The organism is Photorhabdus stackebrandtii (assembly GCF_011189495.1).
Taxonomy (GTDB): domain Bacteria; phylum Pseudomonadota; class Gammaproteobacteria; order Enterobacterales; family Enterobacteriaceae; genus Photorhabdus; species Photorhabdus khanii.
Genome location: NZ_PUJV01000003.1, coordinates 184,168 through 198,621 on the forward strand (window position 1 = coordinate 184,168; position 14,454 = coordinate 198,621).

Below are 14,454 nucleotides of genomic sequence, written 5' to 3' on the forward strand. Positions count from 1 at the left end.
AACTTCCAGAAGGACTTAGATAGGTAATTGCTTCTTATTTACACTTAGTTAATGGGAAGATATCGCAAAAAAGCTGAAAGAAGCATTTATCATGATAAATTGCTTCCTTTGCCCAGACTGGAAATGCTAATTTAATAGGCCGTTATGTCTGTTATTTGGCATAATACCCAAGCAACAATAGATAACAGGAAAAAATGTGAAATATTTTCTGATTTTATTACTGGTGTTGGTGATCTTTGTCATCTCTGTGACTCTTGGCTCAAATAACGATCAGATTGTTACTTTTAACTATCTGATTGCTAAAGGAAATTACTCTGTATCTACACTTTTGGCTGTATTATTCGCCAGCGGTTTCGTGTTAGGCTGGGTTATCTGTGGATTATTCTATCTTCGTACTCGTTTGTCGTTGGGAAGAGCTGAACGTAAGATTAAGCGACTCGAAGCACAACTGGAGCAACCGGCTGAACCTCCGGTTACTCATTCACCGCCTGTATTTAGCAAGGAATAAATTCCCATGTTAGAGCTGTTGTTTCTGTTGCTTCCTGTGGCCGCTGCTTATGGCTGGTATATGGGGCGCAGGAGTGCGCAGCAGGATAAGCAACAAAATGCGGATCGCTTATCGCGGGAATATGTTGCTGGGGTTAACTTTCTCCTTTCAAACCAGCAAGATAAAGCGGAGGATCTGTTCCTTGAAATGCTTAAAGAGGACAGTTCCGCTTTTGAAGCGCATCTGACTTTGGGGAATCTGTTCCGTTCCAGAGGGGAAGTGGAACGGGCTATCCGTATTCACCAATCTCTCATGGAAAGCGCTTCTCTGACATTTGAGCAGCGCTTGCTGGCGACTCAACAATTAGGCCGTGATTACATGTCGGCGGGGTTATACGATCGCGCCGAAAATATGTTTGTTCAGTTAGTGAATGAAAAAGATTTTCGGCAAAATGCGTTTCAATCACTGCTTACGCTTTACCAGGCAACCAGTGATTGGAAAAAAGCCATTGATATCGCTGAAAAATTAGTTAAATCCGGCAAACATGATTTACGGGAAAAAATTGCGCATTTTTATTGCGAACTGGCCTTGCAGGAAATGAGTAGTGATGATCTTGATGAGGCTATTGGTTATCTCAATAAAGCTGTTCAGGCAGATAAAAATTGCGCCAGGGTTTCTATCATGTTAGGGCGTCTGTTTATGGTCCAACAGGAATACACTAAAGCGGCGGGTTCTTTGAAATCTGTTCTTGAGCAGGATAAAGAGTTGGTCAGTGAAGTGTTACCTATTCTCCAGGAATGTTACCAGAATCTGAATCAGACTGATGAATGGGAAAATTTTCTTAGACGTTGTGTAGAAGAGAATAGTGGGGCAACTGCCGAACTTTTACTGGCAGATATTATCGAGCAGAAAGAAGGCCATGAAGTCGCTCAAGTCTATATCAATCATCAATTAGAACGTCATCCGACGATGCACCTGTTTTATCGCCTGATGGATTACCATTTGGCGGAAGCGGAAGAAGGCCGGGCGAAAGAAAGTATTATTTTGCTGCGGGACATGGTGGGTGAACAAATTCGAACTAAACCTAATTATCGCTGCCATAAATGCGGCTTTACTTCTCATTCACTTTATTGGCACTGCCCATCATGTCGTTCATGGGATTCGATTAAACCCATCCGTGGGTTGGATGGTCAGTGACAATATCACAGTAATATTTCTTTGTTGGTCAAAAAGGTTAAAAAATGACATCGCATACCTTAACATCATTCGGTAAACAGATTAGCTCGCCTGTAATTGTTGCTTTAGATTACGACAACCAGGATGCTGCCCTGGCTTTTGCTGACAAAATTGATCCACAGGATTGCCACCTGAAAGTGGGTAAAGAGATGTTTACCCTTAATGGCCCTCAATTTGTTAAGTTGTTGCACCAGCGTGGCTTTGAAGTATTCCTGGATTTGAAATTTCATGATATTCCCAATACTACCGCCAGAGCGGTAGCTGCTGCGGCTGAGATGGGGGTTTGGATGGTAAACGTTCATGCCAGCGGTGGCGTCAGAATGATGGCGGCGGCGAAAGAAGCGCTGTTGCCTTATGGTAATACTGCGCCGTTGTTAATTGCCGTCACGATATTAACCAGCATGGAACAATCGGATCTGCAAGGTATCGGTATTGATATGACGCCAGCGCAGCAAGCTGAAAGGCTGGCAAAACTCACGCAGGAGTGTGGGTTGGATGGTGTGGTTTGTTCTGCGCATGAAGCTACGCAACTGAAAAACGCTTGTGGTCAGGATTTCCAACTGGTAACGCCGGGGATTCGTCCGGCGGGCAGTGAAGCCGGTGATCAGCGTCGTATCATGACGCCGGAACAGGCGGTACAGGCTGGTGTTGATTATATGGTTATTGGGCGTCCGATTACCCGCGCCGCGGATCCCGCGGCGGCATTGCGTCAGATTAATCAATCTATTGCAGGAGTTATTAATGCAAGATAATAATTCGCGTCTGGTCTATTCCACCGATGGAGGCCGTATTCAGGAAGAAGCCGCTAAACCTCAGCGTCCGAAAGGGGATGGTATCGTTCGTATCCAGCGCCAAACCAGTGGACGTAAAGGAAAAGGTGTTTGTGTTATTACCGGCATTGACGTTGATGATCAGACGCTGGTCAAGTTGGCGGCTGAATTGAAGAAAAAATGTGGCTGCGGTGGTTCAGTAAAAGATGGCGAGATAGAAATTCAGGGCGATAAAAGGGATTTATTGAAACAGTTGCTTGAAGCCAAAGGTATGACAGTTAAATTGGCTGGTGGTTGATAGAAGGGCGGATATTCGCCCTTTAATACCTATCTGTTCGGACAATATTTTTTTACATGCAGATTTCTTCTAACTCTCTATTAATGGTTGATAATTTTCGATTAAATGCAATTAACTCTCCTTCTGAAAAAACGAAACAGGATCCCACTCTGAGTTTTATGATGGGCAGACTTTAACCTGTTATTAAAAGTCATCTTTTTAACTTATGGTTCTAATCGGTTTTAAAGTTTTAACCGTTGTTTTTATCCCTTTTAACACCTGATTTTTGTTAAGTTAAACCCCGCTAAATTAACCGCTTTATCCGTTTTTTTATTGCGTTATTTTTATGGTTTTCTTCGTAAAATAACTGGCGATAAAGTACTTGAATAGCCATCTGTTCGGAAAATATTCTTTTACATGCGGATTTCTTTTCAACTCTTTATTAATGGTTGATGATTTTTCGATTAAATACAATTTACTTCCCTTCTGAAAAGTTAAAAACATCCAATCTGTTTCGTAAATTATTTTACGCTATGATTTTGGTATCATAATGCAGTGTAGACTATTTAAGATAGTTCTTTTGTGAAAATGGGTCTCTTTATGATAAATGTGATTATTATTAAAATTACTTTTTAAATCATAAAGATGGAAAGTTTATTCTGTTTTTTTAGTTAAGAGGTTGACTATGGAGAACGATCGTTCTACCATGAAGAACATGGAAAATGAGAAGGCGGCAAACATCAGGGAAAACATGTTGGATGCTGTAGATGAATTAATTTACACCAGGGGGATTGCGGCGACAGGTATCGATCTAATAACGCGCACGACGGGTTCTTCACGCAAAACAATTTATCGTTATTTCGGTACCAAAGATGGATTGGTTGAAGAAGTTCTTCGCCGGCGGGATGAACGATGGATGGGGTGGTTTACTTCATCAATAGCTGAATATAAGACGCCTGAAGAGAAATTACTGAATATTTTTCTGGTATTACAAACATGGTTCGAAAGTGATGATTTCAGAGGATGTGCATTTATCAATACATCCGGTGAACGGCTTGATCCTGCTGATCCGGTAAGAATTATTGCTAAGGAGCATAAAGAGAAAGTTTTTACTTACGTTCTTTCTATTTGTGAAGAAATATCTTTGGATTCATCAGTGGATTTAGCCCGGAAGCTTTTGATTTTGATAGAAGGCGCTATTACCACTGCCCATATAATGAATGATAGAAATTATGCTTTGGAAGCAATGAATATCGCTAAAGCATTATTGAATAAATACAATGTGAGTTAATAGAAAATTTAATTATAATTAATTAGGAGACAAAATATGTCTGATACAAAAGAAATTCGCCAGCCAGTACCGCCATTTACCCGGGAAACGGCTATTCAAAAAATTCGCTTGGCCGAAGATGGATGGAACAGCCGTGACCCTGCAAAGGTTTCATTGGCTTATTCATTGGATACTCATTGGCGTAATCGCGCTGAATTCGTGCATAGTCGTAAAGAGGCTCAGGATTTTTTAGCCAGAAAATGGGAGAAAGAGCATGAATATCGTCTGATTAAAGAACTTTGGGCGTTTACTGATAATAGAATAGCGGTTCGTTATGCTTATGAATGGTGTGATGATTCCGGTAATTGGTTTCGCTCATATGGTAATGAGAACTGGGAATTTAACGAAGAGGGTTTGATGTACAATCGCTATGCTTGTATTAATGATCTGCCGATAAAAGAGTCTGAACGAAAATTTCATTGGCTTTTAGGTCGTCGTCCTGATGATCATCCAGGATTATCTGATTTAGGACTGTAATTTAATAGCAAATAGAAAATTGTAGATATGGCTGGTTTATAGGCGTCCCTAATAAGCCAGCCGTGATGCTTTTTACGTTATTTCGGAGCAGTTTACCCAATCTTCGATAATTAAGCCATCCACACGCTTAAACTCGTGGGTATTATTTGTCACCAAGATTGCTCCACACGCTAGTGCATGTCCTGCGATAGCTGTATCATTAGCGCCGATCGGTGTTCCTGCTGTGGTCAGCGTGTTTTTAATATTGGTTGTAGCATCTACGGCGGCTTTATCCCATGGCAGGATGGCATCAAGGCGTTGACAGAATGCTTCAACGAGTATGGTATGTTTCGGAGAAGCTTTTTTGCCAATAGCTCCAAATTTCATTTCCGCATAGGTAATTGCTGAGATAACAATTTCATGTCTGTACAAAACACATTGTTGTAATTTATGGAGAACATTCGCTGGCTGCTCTCTCATAATGAAAGAGCAGATATTGGTATCCAGCATATAAATATTTTTCATAATTTCACGCGACCTTCTTCGATAATATCAGGGCGTGATTCTAAAAAATTATTATCAGCTTTTTCCTGTGACAGAAAAGAATCCCATGTGGGTTTTATTGGTTTCAGAATAATGGAGTCCCCGATACGGGAAATTTCTAATTCGGCGATACCATCAAAATCCATATCTTTTGGGAGTCTTATTGCCCGGTTATTACCGTTTTTAAATATCGCTACGGTACGCATGTGAACCTCCTTTTGTTTAACATATGTGCACAATATATGCCTGCACCTAGCATATGTCAACATATCCATTGTACTTCCAAGCCAGCAAGGTTTTCAGCTAACATCGTCACGCAAGGGAGTTGGTCGGATAAGCGCAGTCTGGCAACAGTCTGCGCTTATCCGACTTAAATACCGTTAAAGAGGAAATCGAGCGCCGCCTTTACCTGATGACGGTATTGCGATGCATCGCAAAATTCAGCACCTAAAGCATGAACAGATATACTGGCTAGTTCGTGAGTCATGACAGCATATTTATCAACCTGATAAGGAGGATCATTCGAACAGGGCGACAGCTGTCAGGATATTTTTCAACTGGCAGCAGTGGGATCGCAATTCGGCGGTTTAACTGCCCGATAATGTCACTCGTGACGTCCAGCAACAGGGGATAAACAACGGTTTTCCCAATATACGGTAAACGGTGAATTGCATCGTTAAAATGTCCTGTATTCATCACTGAAACAACCCTGTTCGTCATGGAAACGGTTTAACGCCTCTGTTGTTTTGCTGTCATGATTTATCTCCGGTATTGAGTATACGTGTAGTGTACACGTATATGAGTTGTAGTTATGAATGTCGGTTTTTATACTCTCGACATCAGCAAGGTGATCTACACCACCAACGCCATCGAATCGCTGAACAGCGTGATCCGGCATGCCATCAAAAAGCGCAAAGTGTTCCCGTCAGACGATTCGGTGAAAAAGGTGGTGTGGCTGGCTATCCTGGCAGCATCGCAGACATGGACGATGCCGCTGAAAGACTGGCGGATGGCGATGAGCCGCTTTATCATTGAGTTCGGTGATCGCCTTGAAGGTCACTTCTGAGAAAAGGCGTTCACACAAAATCGTAAACAGGCTCGGATTATTGATTGCAAGCCTCTACATGTACCCTTGCCTTTGCAGCCATCACTAATGCTGCCTGAGTCATCGCCGCCACGGTGAACATCACCTGACCAACTACCACCAAACCCCTTCCTGTTTACGCACGAATCCTTACCGTCCCCCAATAACGTTGAAGTAACCTTGAAGAATTGCCATTCTAACAAAAACTCCGTTCTCAGCCTGAGAAAAATAAGCACAATGTACTGAATTATCTAACTCATAAGGAAGCTCATAACCTCGCGGAAGAGGATGCATAATTATGGCGCGGGGATGTAAGTATGAAAGTAGATCAGGAGTGAGCATCAAATTGGAATCGGGTAAATGATCTGCTGTTTCTTTATAACCCGCCATATAAATAACATCCGCACTACACAACCCCTCTTTTATGTTACGGAGATATTCGTAGGTGACACCAGCTTGACGAAGGTACGCTTCGTCTTCTGGTAAAAGCTTACAATTTTGTTCAGTGCAAAGTAATAATTTTATATTGTGAAACAGGGCTATACAAAAGAGAAGGGAGCGCGCTGATCGGGAAGATGGGTGACAGCATAATAATAAAGTTAATGACTTATGAAGAGGGAAAGATTGATGAATGGTAAAAATATCAAGTAAAGCCTGCGTTGGATGCTCTGCATTTAATCCTTCACCATTTCCCGCATTTATAACGGGAAGGCGGCTTTTTATACAATAGTTATGCACAGGCTCAACTTTGGCATGACGCATAATGGCAATATCGGCATACGCATTGATCATTTGTGCAGTATCTGTAAATTTTTCATTCCAGCTTGAACCAGAACGGCTTGACTCACCATCAGCAAAACCTATAATTTTTGCACCAAGACGGTTGACTGCGCTTTCAAAGCTGAGGCGAGTTCTTGTACTGGGCTGAAAAAAAAGTGAAGCAACAAGGATATCTTCATTTCTTTTTTTTATTTTTTTATCAGGTTTTGATACTTTAAAATTCTGAGCCAGCTCTATAATATTCATTATAGTGTCTAAGTCTAATGATTTAATAGAGAGAAGATTATCTTTTAGAAAAAAATTTCGCACTGATATCATAACTCACCTCCGGACTTTCATATTAATGATAGATATAAAAAGAACGATAATGAAAAGACCACCAAGCAAAATAGTGTAGGCAGAGTTTTGATAGTCCATAGCTGCACTTATAATCGGAACAGTAATAAAACTACCAATCCGCCAAAATAGACCGACATCCGCATTTGTTGTAAGAAGCATGCTATTGTGAAAGTTATTGCTAATATTACAGTTGAACTGAGGTACATTTTTATCAAAAAAAACAATCTTTTTAAGCTCATTTAGAAGGACAGGAGATAAAAAAGAAAACTCCTTATGTTCAATTAATTTTTTTGAATAATCATTATTATCCCAATGAATAGGTGTCATTTCATTAAATGCCTTTCGCGCAAAGTCGGTATAACTTTTTGTTTCTGACATATCAATTCCTCTTTTTGTTATAAATGATTAAATTATGCATATATTTAAAGTGTTAATAATATTGTTAGTTATTTTCAATAATGTAACTTAAAGTCGCTATTCTCGGTGTTGTCATCAATTTTACATTTATGGCAAAAATTACGGTGTTGACTGTGAGGGCGGGATAAGTTTCCCGGATAATCCGTACTAGGTGGTGATTGATGACTTTGTCTTTGATGCTGCTGATCGTTTACCGATGAATACAACTTCTTTGAAAACTGGCTTCATGATATACGTATCGAAGCCATCCATGAAAAATCAAACTCAATGTCTCCATTTTGCCTGCGTGACCATGGAATGCCAGGTGTGGTTCAATGCTGGCGTGTATATTTGTTAATTTCGCTTTCTAGCGCTTTATTGACAAAGGCATTTATTGTCATACCTTTTTCATTGGCAAGTTCCGCAATATGTCTATGCGTTTCAGGGTTAACCCTGACGTTAAACCCCCCTTTAAACGGAACGTCCGGCTTCTTGTTTAGTTCCCGACAATCCTGTAAATATAAATCGACAGATTTTTTAAACTCTTCTTCCAGCTTCTTAATTGTTGTGGCCTGATAAGTCACCAAGTCACGGATATAAGCCAGTTTTCCAAATAAAAAGTTATCTTCCACATTAAATTCAATCGTGCCCATATAGCCTTTGTAAGTAAGATGTTTCATACCAATCCAACCTATTGTGTGGTCTATTTCTTTGTTATAAAAAAGTATTCGTGGCCCCTGCATTCATTTTTTTCATCGTCCAGCAGGTTAAGTAATGAAACTAGTTCAGATCATGCAAGCGTTTTCGACTCTGCAAAAAAATGATTTTCAATTTTTCCAACTTCCCCATTAACTAACTTCCTTTTGTAACTGATTATAGTCACAAAACCCAGTGAGTCAAATCTTCAATGAGGGGGTACTGTTTTAAGTATACCTTCGTATTATTGAGCTATTATTCAGTCATTTTATATCCTGTGGAGTCTGGGAGACTGTTTATATTCTTGATGCTTTATTACTTAACAAATCCGTCTATCAACTTGATACATTACGCTGAACAGGTCTTGAAAGACGCAATGTGGAGGCCGACCCGCCAAATTTTCTGGGAAGGCACGTATGTCCCGAAGCTGGTCAGGCGAGTTCATTGTCGTGGTATGATAATTAAGGATATTCCATATTGAGGCAGTAGAATTACGTTAGGCAGTGATGAAGGACAGGCAAATTTACTTCTCTTCTATCTGATAACTTATAAAGACACCGCTACCATAGCCTTCTTATGGTTGCCAACTGGGTAAAATAGGCTAGGTTGTGATAAGATAATGCCTTATTTCGAATCCTATTTCTTGCCGAGGTTAAGGCATGTCCACACGAATTTTGGCTATTGATACCGCAACGGAAGCCTGTTCTGTTGCTCTTTGGAATGATGGCGCTGTTCTGGCGCAGTTTGAAATTTCTCCGCGTGAACACACACAACGTATTTTACCTATGGTTCAGTCTGTTCTGGTTGAATCGGGTCTCAGTTTACAGCAACTTGATGCTTTGGCTTTTGGCCGTGGGCCGGGTAGTTTTACCGGTGTACGTATTGGTGTGGGTATTGCCCAGGGTTTAGCTCTGGGGGCTGACCTGCCAGTTATTGGGGTTTCAACGCTTAATACAATGGCTCAAGGTGTTTTTCGTTTGACAGGGGCAACTCAGGTGTTAACTGCTATTGATGCTCGGATGGGTGAAGTTTACTGGGGCCAATATACCCGTGACCAGAAAGGTGAATGGCAAGGGAGTGGAACGGAAGCTGTGCTGAAACCGGAACAGGTTCAGGCGCTCATGGTTTCATTAAATGGCGGGTGGGGCATTGCCGGAACCGGCTGGCAGGCTTATCCTCAATTGATGACAAGTCACTTAACGCTGACTGACAGTGGTATCACATTGCCTCACGCTGAAGATATGTTACCTCTGGCTGTACAGATGTGGCAGAACGGTGAGATGACAGCTGTAGAACAGGCTGAACCGATCTATTTGCGTAATGAAGTGACTTGGAAAAAATTACCGGGTCGTTAAGTATCGGTTGATGAAACTTGTAGTAAAAGAAAGTATCAAATAGACATAATTATTTTAAACACATGGTTATTTCAAACATCGTTATTGGGCCAATTTTCAGGAGAAGGTGGTTATGTTAAAAGTAATAAACTGCCGGACTGGTTTTAAAGCGGTAATCTTGTTAGGTGTTGTCATGCTTACAGGTTGTATCACCGTTCCTGATTCGGTAAAGGGAACGTCACCAATGCCAGTCCAGGATCTGCTTTCTGTTAAGAATACGCCTGATCTGTTCATCGGCCAGGAAGGGAGATTTGGTGGTAAGGTGCTTGATGTGGTGAATGAAAATAACTGTACCCGCCTGGAAATATCGTCATTACCCTTAGCATCCGATGCCAGTCCGAGATTGCATGAGCCTTCTGTCGGCCGTATTTATGCTTATGTTAATAATTTTCTTGATCCCAATGATTTTAAAGGAAATTACGTCACTATCATTGGCCCGGTCATGGGTGTAGAGAAGGGTAAAATTGGCAAGGCGGATTACGCTTATGTTGTGATTCATGTCACAGGTTATCAACGTTGGAGGATTGCTCAGAGAGTATTAATGCCTTCTGGCCCAGGGCCTTGGAACTATTACGGTTATCCCTATTATTCAGGTTGGGGATGGGATGGGTATTATCCCGGTCCTGCGCCTGTTGAAACTATTTTGACCAAGTAAGATCATTTTAATACCAGAATTGTTGTTTTGTTAATGTGTGATCTGTGACGCTGTAACTTCGTTTCTTGTCGGAGCCGCCGCTTTTATGTGGCGGTGATCCGTGTAACTATTCCTTTGGTGTTATCGTTAATTTCATCGCAATTCTTGCATCCAAATCAGTAGTAACTTCCTCGGCCAGAATTTTCAGTAATTTATCAGGAATATTATCCGGTTCCAGTAAGACAAAACCAAATTTGTCATATAATCTGCGGTTTGGGATAAAATCACGAAAAGTGGTGAGGTATTATCTTTAATGGTTTCCCATTCTAACCGTTATGTTGTTTATGACCATATTTTATTATTTTTAGTTTTTTAATAATTTATTGGAATAGATGAAAGCAATAAATGCTATTTCAAAAATGCTATCTTAAACGAAAAATAGGTAGGTCAATGTATAATCAATAGCAACTAAGTTAAATGTTAACTATAGCAATAATATACTGATTATAAAAAATAATTTACAGACGATATCGTTCTCTTTGTTTTTTGTATGTAAGGATTAACATGAAATTAGTGATGTGTATCTCAACCTGAACAATGTTTCTTTTTTACACTGGTACGCTGAGTTAATAATTTGTTAAAACAAGGCGTGCGTTATTTATTAGGCGAGTGATAACATAGCAATTGAAATTTCAGGAGTACTACCTTGGAGAAAGTCTGGCTAAAACATTATCCGGCGGATGTTCCTGCGGAAATTGACCCGGATCGTTATGCATCATTAGTTGAGATGTTTGAGAATGCTGTAGCGCACTATGCAGATCAACCTGCGTACATCAATATGGGTGAGGTTATGACCTTCCGTAAGCTGGAAGAGCGTAGTCGGGCATTTGCTGCTTATTTGCAAAATGGTTTGGGATTAAGCAAAGGGGATCGTGTTGCACTGATGATGCCAAACTTGTTGCAATATCCTGTTGCACTGTTTGGTGTTTTGCGTGCAGGTATGATTGTCGTAAATGTAAACCCGCTGTATACGCCACGCGAACTTGAACATCAGCTTAATGATAGCGGCACTTCAGCTATTGTGATTGTGTCCAACTTTGCCCATACACTGGAAAAGATCGTTTTTAATACCAAAGTTAAGCATGTTATTTTGACGCGTATGGGTGATCAGTTATCCCGCCCTAAAGGTACGTTGGTTGATTTTGCTGTGAAATATATCAAACGACTGGTACCGAAGTATAATCTGCCTGATGCCATCTCATTCCGTAGTGCGATACATAAAGGCTATCGCATGCAATATGTAAAACCGGATATTAACGGCGCGGATTTGGCCTTTCTGCAATATACTGGTGGCACGACTGGCGTAGCTAAAGGTGCTATGTTGACGCACCGTAATATTCTGGCAAATCTTGAACAGTCAAAAGCGGTTTATTCACCATTACTGCATTCTGGTCAGGAACTGATAGTCACTGCGTTGCCTCTCTATCACATATTTGCATTATTGGTAAACTGTTTGCTACTTATTTACCTAGGGGGATGCAATCTTCTGATCACTAACCCGCGTGATATTGCTGGTACAGCTAAAGAGCTGAGTCGTTACCCGTTCACTTCTGTCACAGGGGTGAATACGTTGTTTAACGCCTGGTTGAATAATGAAGAATTTAGGAAGCTTGATTTTTCCTCATTGCGTCTCGTTGTTGGTGGTGGTATGCCAGTACAGAAGGCGGTTGCTGAGAAATGGGTAGAAGTAACAGGAAGGCCTCTGCTTGAAGGATATGGTTTGACAGAGTGCTCACCATTGGTTTCCTGTAATCCTTATAATTCGAAACATTACACTGGTAGTATTGGTTTTCCGGTATCTTCAACTGAAATCAAACTCGTAGATGATAACGGTAATGAGGTGGCGATAGGCCAGCAGGGAGAACTATGGGTTCGTGGGCCGCAAGTTATGGTTGGTTACTGGAATCGCCATGATGCGACGGAAGAAGTGTTGAAAGATGGCTGGGTAGCGACGGGTGATATTGCTAACGTTGATGAACAAGGCTTTATTCATATCGTAGACCGTAAAAAAGATATGATTTTGGTTTCTGGTTTCAATGTGTATCCTAATGAAGTTGAAGATGTTGTATCAGCTCACCCGAAAGTGCTAGAGTCGGCAGCAATCGGCGTATCAAGTGAAAGTTCCGGTGAAACTGTCAAAGTGTTTGTGGTTCGAAGAGATCCCAGTTTGACCGAGGATGAGCTTAAAACGTATTGCCGTCGTTATCTGACAGGGTATAAAGTACCTAAGATCATTGAGTTCCGGGATGAATTGCCTAAATCTAATGTAGGTAAAATTCTCCGCAGAGAACTGCGCGATGAAGAGGAAAAGGTTAGGAATGTAGCTATAGCCTAACCCTCTTCATAATACTTATAAGCATGACAACGCCGGTTTCAGCCGGCGTTGTCATGCTTATTACCATGAATGGCTAAGAGAACTATGTTTTGAATTATCAGTTGATCACCACAGATGCTCAATTGCAGCAAGTCTGCGAAAGAGCAAAAAAATACTCAAAAGTAGCATTGGATACTGAATTTGTACGCACACGGACGTATTATCCACAATTAGGTTTGATACAACTGTATGATGGCGAACAACTTTCTCTGATAGATCCACTTAATATCACTAACTGGCAACCTTTTCGTGAATTGATTACCCATCCTCAGATATTGAAGCTGTTACATGCTGGCAGTGAGGATTTGGAAGTTTTTCTGAATGCTTTTCAATGCTTGCCGGAACCCATGATTGATACTCAGGTCTTGGCTGCGTTTATTGGTCACCCTCTATCATGTGGTTTTGCCGCGCTGGTGGCTGAATATCTTCATGTTGAGTTGGATAAAAGCGAATCGCGTACTGACTGGCTTGCCCGCCCGTTAAGTGAAAAGCAGTGCGAATATGCAGCAGCGGATGTTTATTATCTGCTACCTTTGGCTGATATTCTGATGACTTCGACAGAGCAGGCTGGGTATATGAAGGCTGCGATGGGTGAGTGTGAGCTTATCAGTCGGCGCCGCAAAGAGATATTGACGCCGGAATGTGCTTATAAACAGATAGGCAATATCTGTCAATTACGTCCTCAACAGCTTGCGTGTTTAAAAAAAATGGCTGCATGGCGTTTGAATCAGGCCAGAGAGCGTGATTTAGCTGTGAACTTTGTTATTCGTGAAGAAAACTTGTGGCAGGTGGCGCGTTATATGCCAACCTCTTTGGCAGAATTGGATGCGCTGGGGTTAAGTGGGCAGGAGATCCGTTGTCATGGACGTCGCCTGTTGGCAATGGTTGCTGAAAGTGGAAATATCCCAGAAAGCGAATGTCCTCCGTTGGTGACAAACCTGATTGACCAACCTGGTTATCGTAAGGCGTTTAAGGATATTAAGGCGCTGATTAATCAGGTAAGTGAACAGCATCGGTTTAATTCTGAATTGTTGGCATCCCGTCGTCAGATTAATCAGTTACTCAGCGCTCACTGGAAATTGAAACAATTAAATGGCAAACCTGAACTGCTCAGTGGATGGCGGGGAGAGTTGCTGGCTGGGCCAGTCGCAGAGATTCTGGCGAACTATCCTGATTAACTCACATCAGATGAAAGCGACGGCTTTAGTCTGATAGCAGACTAAAGCGAGAGAGAGTGGGGTTCTCGTTTACGGTTACCCCATCTCAGACAGCCATATAGCGTGGTTACTTTGATGATGATTAATGATAAAGCAAGCACGGTTTAGTTATTTTTGAGCTTCTTCCGTCTCAGGTAGTGTTATATTAAGCTCCAGCACAGAAATATCATCACCTTTCTGCTCAAATTGTACAGAGAGCATCTCAGGATCTACCTGTATATACTTACAGATTACCGCCAGAATATCCCGTTTCATGTCAGGCAGGTAAGCCGGTTCAGAATCACCACGGCGACGCTCTGCCACGATGATTTGCAGACGCTCTTTGGCGATATTTGCTGTCGTTTTTTTTCTCGACAGAAAGAAATCTAGCAAGGCCATGTT

General features: G+C 41.4%; 17 protein-coding genes and 2 pseudogenes. 11 read left to right on the plus strand and 8 right to left on the minus strand.

Annotated elements, in window-relative coordinates; all coding sequences use genetic code 11:
- Positions 1–196 precede the first annotated feature (196 nt).
- From C5470_RS03945 to C5470_RS03970, 6 genes are all read left to right on the plus strand, one after another.
- Positions 197–508 (plus strand): lipopolysaccharide assembly protein LapA domain-containing protein, encoded by a 312-nt coding sequence (locus C5470_RS03945; RefSeq protein WP_166286128.1) that lies wholly within the window; start codon positions 197–199, stop codon positions 506–508.
- A 6-nt stretch (positions 509–514) separates the two neighbouring features.
- A complete protein-coding gene (lapB, locus tag C5470_RS03950) occupies positions 515–1,684 on the plus strand; it encodes a lipopolysaccharide assembly protein LapB (RefSeq protein ID WP_166286130.1) in 1,170 nt (389 codons plus the stop codon).
- 44 nt (positions 1,685–1,728) lie between these two features.
- Complete coding sequence (pyrF, locus tag C5470_RS03955; protein WP_166286132.1) at positions 1,729–2,475, plus strand: orotidine-5'-phosphate decarboxylase; 747 nt, start codon at positions 1,729–1,731, stop codon at positions 2,473–2,475.
- Positions 2,465–2,791 (plus strand): stress response translation initiation inhibitor YciH, encoded by a 327-nt coding sequence (gene yciH / locus C5470_RS03960; RefSeq protein ID WP_166286134.1) that lies wholly within the window; start codon positions 2,465–2,467, stop codon positions 2,789–2,791. The genes pyrF and yciH overlap by 11 nt, the downstream gene beginning before the upstream one ends.
- A gap of 664 nt (positions 2,792–3,455) precedes the next feature.
- A complete protein-coding gene (locus C5470_RS03965) occupies positions 3,456–4,061 on the plus strand; it encodes a TetR/AcrR family transcriptional regulator (RefSeq protein WP_166286136.1) in 606 nt (201 codons plus the stop codon).
- Positions 4,062–4,097: 36 nt separating this feature from the next.
- Positions 4,098–4,577 (plus strand): nuclear transport factor 2 family protein, encoded by a 480-nt coding sequence (locus C5470_RS03970; protein ID WP_166286138.1) that lies wholly within the window; start codon positions 4,098–4,100, stop codon positions 4,575–4,577.
- A 72-nt stretch (positions 4,578–4,649) separates the two neighbouring features.
- On the opposite strand, the gene C5470_RS03975 is transcribed toward C5470_RS03970, so the two are convergent.
- The 4 genes and pseudogenes from C5470_RS03975 to C5470_RS23370 all read right to left on the minus strand — a co-directional run bounded on the left by C5470_RS03975 (position 4,650) and on the right by C5470_RS23370 (position 5,997).
- Positions 4,650–5,081 (minus strand): type II toxin-antitoxin system VapC family toxin, encoded by a 432-nt coding sequence (locus C5470_RS03975; RefSeq protein WP_166286140.1) that lies wholly within the window; start codon positions 5,079–5,081, stop codon positions 4,650–4,652.
- On the minus strand, positions 5,078–5,305 hold the full coding sequence (gene vapB, locus C5470_RS03980; protein WP_036837149.1) for a type II toxin-antitoxin system VapB family antitoxin: 228 nt from the start codon (positions 5,303–5,305) through the stop codon (positions 5,078–5,080). The genes C5470_RS03975 and vapB overlap by 4 nt, the downstream gene beginning before the upstream one ends.
- 164 nt (positions 5,306–5,469) lie before the next feature.
- Positions 5,470–5,773: pseudogene (locus tag C5470_RS03985) on the minus strand (CcdB family protein).
- A gap of 2 nt (positions 5,774–5,775) precedes the next feature.
- Positions 5,776–5,997, minus strand: a complete 222-nt coding sequence (locus C5470_RS23370; protein WP_166286142.1) for a type II toxin-antitoxin system CcdA family antitoxin — start codon at positions 5,995–5,997, stop codon at positions 5,776–5,778.
- On the opposite strand from C5470_RS23370, the pseudogene C5470_RS03995 reads away from it, so the two are divergent.
- Positions 5,926–6,165 (plus strand): annotated as a pseudogene (locus tag C5470_RS03995) (transposase); the annotation flags it as partial. The gene C5470_RS23370 and the pseudogene C5470_RS03995 overlap by 72 nt on opposite strands.
- Before the next feature lie 168 nt (positions 6,166–6,333).
- Here the strand turns inward: C5470_RS03995 and C5470_RS04000 are convergent.
- From C5470_RS04000 to C5470_RS04010, 3 genes are all read right to left on the minus strand, one after another.
- Positions 6,334–7,281 carry an aspartate/ornithine carbamoyltransferase family protein gene (locus C5470_RS04000; protein ID WP_166286144.1) on the minus strand — a complete coding sequence of 316 codons (948 nt, stop codon included), beginning with the start codon at positions 7,279–7,281 and terminating at the stop codon, positions 6,334–6,336.
- A gap of 3 nt (positions 7,282–7,284) precedes the next feature.
- Entirely contained in the window at positions 7,285–7,680 is a 396-nt protein-coding gene (locus tag C5470_RS04005) for a hypothetical protein (protein WP_166286146.1), read from the minus strand.
- 350 nt (positions 7,681–8,030) lie between these two features.
- Positions 8,031–8,378 carry a type II toxin-antitoxin system HicB family antitoxin gene (locus tag C5470_RS04010; RefSeq protein WP_166286148.1) on the minus strand — a complete coding sequence of 116 codons (348 nt, stop codon included), beginning with the start codon at positions 8,376–8,378 and terminating at the stop codon, positions 8,031–8,033.
- Positions 8,379–9,053: 675 nt separating this feature from the next.
- Between C5470_RS04010 and tsaB the strand changes: the two genes are divergently transcribed.
- From tsaB to rnd, 4 genes are all read left to right on the plus strand, one after another.
- Positions 9,054–9,749 carry a tRNA (adenosine(37)-N6)-threonylcarbamoyltransferase complex dimerization subunit type 1 TsaB gene (tsaB, locus tag C5470_RS04015; protein ID WP_166286150.1) on the plus strand — a complete coding sequence of 232 codons (696 nt, stop codon included), beginning with the start codon at positions 9,054–9,056 and terminating at the stop codon, positions 9,747–9,749.
- A gap of 112 nt (positions 9,750–9,861) precedes the next feature.
- The gene (locus C5470_RS04020; protein WP_166286152.1) at positions 9,862–10,443 is read left to right on the plus strand and encodes a Slp family lipoprotein; all 582 of its coding nucleotides are present in this window, start codon (positions 9,862–9,864) and stop codon (positions 10,441–10,443) included.
- 685 nt (positions 10,444–11,128) lie between these two features.
- On the plus strand, positions 11,129–12,817 hold the full coding sequence (gene fadD, locus C5470_RS04025) for a long-chain-fatty-acid--CoA ligase FadD (RefSeq protein ID WP_166286154.1): 1,689 nt from the start codon (positions 11,129–11,131) through the stop codon (positions 12,815–12,817).
- An 89-nt stretch (positions 12,818–12,906) separates the two neighbouring features.
- Positions 12,907–14,034, plus strand: coding sequence for a ribonuclease D (gene rnd / locus C5470_RS04030; RefSeq protein ID WP_166286156.1), 1,128 nt, complete (start codon positions 12,907–12,909; stop codon positions 14,032–14,034).
- A gap of 147 nt (positions 14,035–14,181) precedes the next feature.
- On the opposite strand, the gene minE is transcribed toward rnd, so the two are convergent.
- Complete coding sequence (minE, locus tag C5470_RS04035; protein ID WP_023045613.1) at positions 14,182–14,451, minus strand: cell division topological specificity factor MinE; 270 nt, start codon at positions 14,449–14,451, stop codon at positions 14,182–14,184.
- Positions 14,452–14,454 lie beyond the last annotated feature (3 nt).

Coding starts and splice junctions, on each gene's coding strand:
- lapB (WP_166286130.1), top strand. CDS start 515: ATGTTAGAGCTGTTGTTTCTGTTGCTTCCTGTGGCCGCTGCTTATGGC.
- pyrF (WP_166286132.1), top strand. CDS start 1,729: ATGACATCGCATACCTTAACATCATTCGGTAAACAGATTAGCTCGCCT.
- yciH (WP_166286134.1), top strand. CDS start 2,465: ATGCAAGATAATAATTCGCGTCTGGTCTATTCCACCGATGGAGGCCGT.
- C5470_RS03965 (WP_166286136.1), top strand. CDS start 3,456: ATGGAGAACGATCGTTCTACCATGAAGAACATGGAAAATGAGAAGGCG.
- C5470_RS03970 (WP_166286138.1), top strand. CDS start 4,098: ATGTCTGATACAAAAGAAATTCGCCAGCCAGTACCGCCATTTACCCGG.
- C5470_RS03975 (WP_166286140.1), bottom strand. CDS start 5,081: ATGAAAAATATTTATATGCTGGATACCAATATCTGCTCTTTCATTATG.
- vapB (WP_036837149.1), bottom strand. CDS start 5,305: ATGCGTACCGTAGCGATATTTAAAAACGGTAATAACCGGGCAATAAGA.
- C5470_RS23370 (WP_166286142.1), bottom strand. CDS start 5,997: ATGCCGGATCACGCTGTTCAGCGATTCGATGGCGTTGGTGGTGTAGAT.
- C5470_RS04000 (WP_166286144.1), bottom strand. CDS start 7,281: ATGATATCAGTGCGAAATTTTTTTCTAAAAGATAATCTTCTCTCTATT.
- C5470_RS04005 (WP_166286146.1), bottom strand. CDS start 7,680: ATGTCAGAAACAAAAAGTTATACCGACTTTGCGCGAAAGGCATTTAAT.
- C5470_RS04010 (WP_166286148.1), bottom strand. CDS start 8,378: ATGAAACATCTTACTTACAAAGGCTATATGGGCACGATTGAATTTAAT.
- tsaB (WP_166286150.1), top strand. CDS start 9,054: ATGTCCACACGAATTTTGGCTATTGATACCGCAACGGAAGCCTGTTCT.
- C5470_RS04020 (WP_166286152.1), top strand. CDS start 9,862: ATGTTAAAAGTAATAAACTGCCGGACTGGTTTTAAAGCGGTAATCTTG.
- minE (WP_023045613.1), bottom strand. CDS start 14,451: ATGGCCTTGCTAGATTTCTTTCTGTCGAGAAAAAAAACGACAGCAAAT.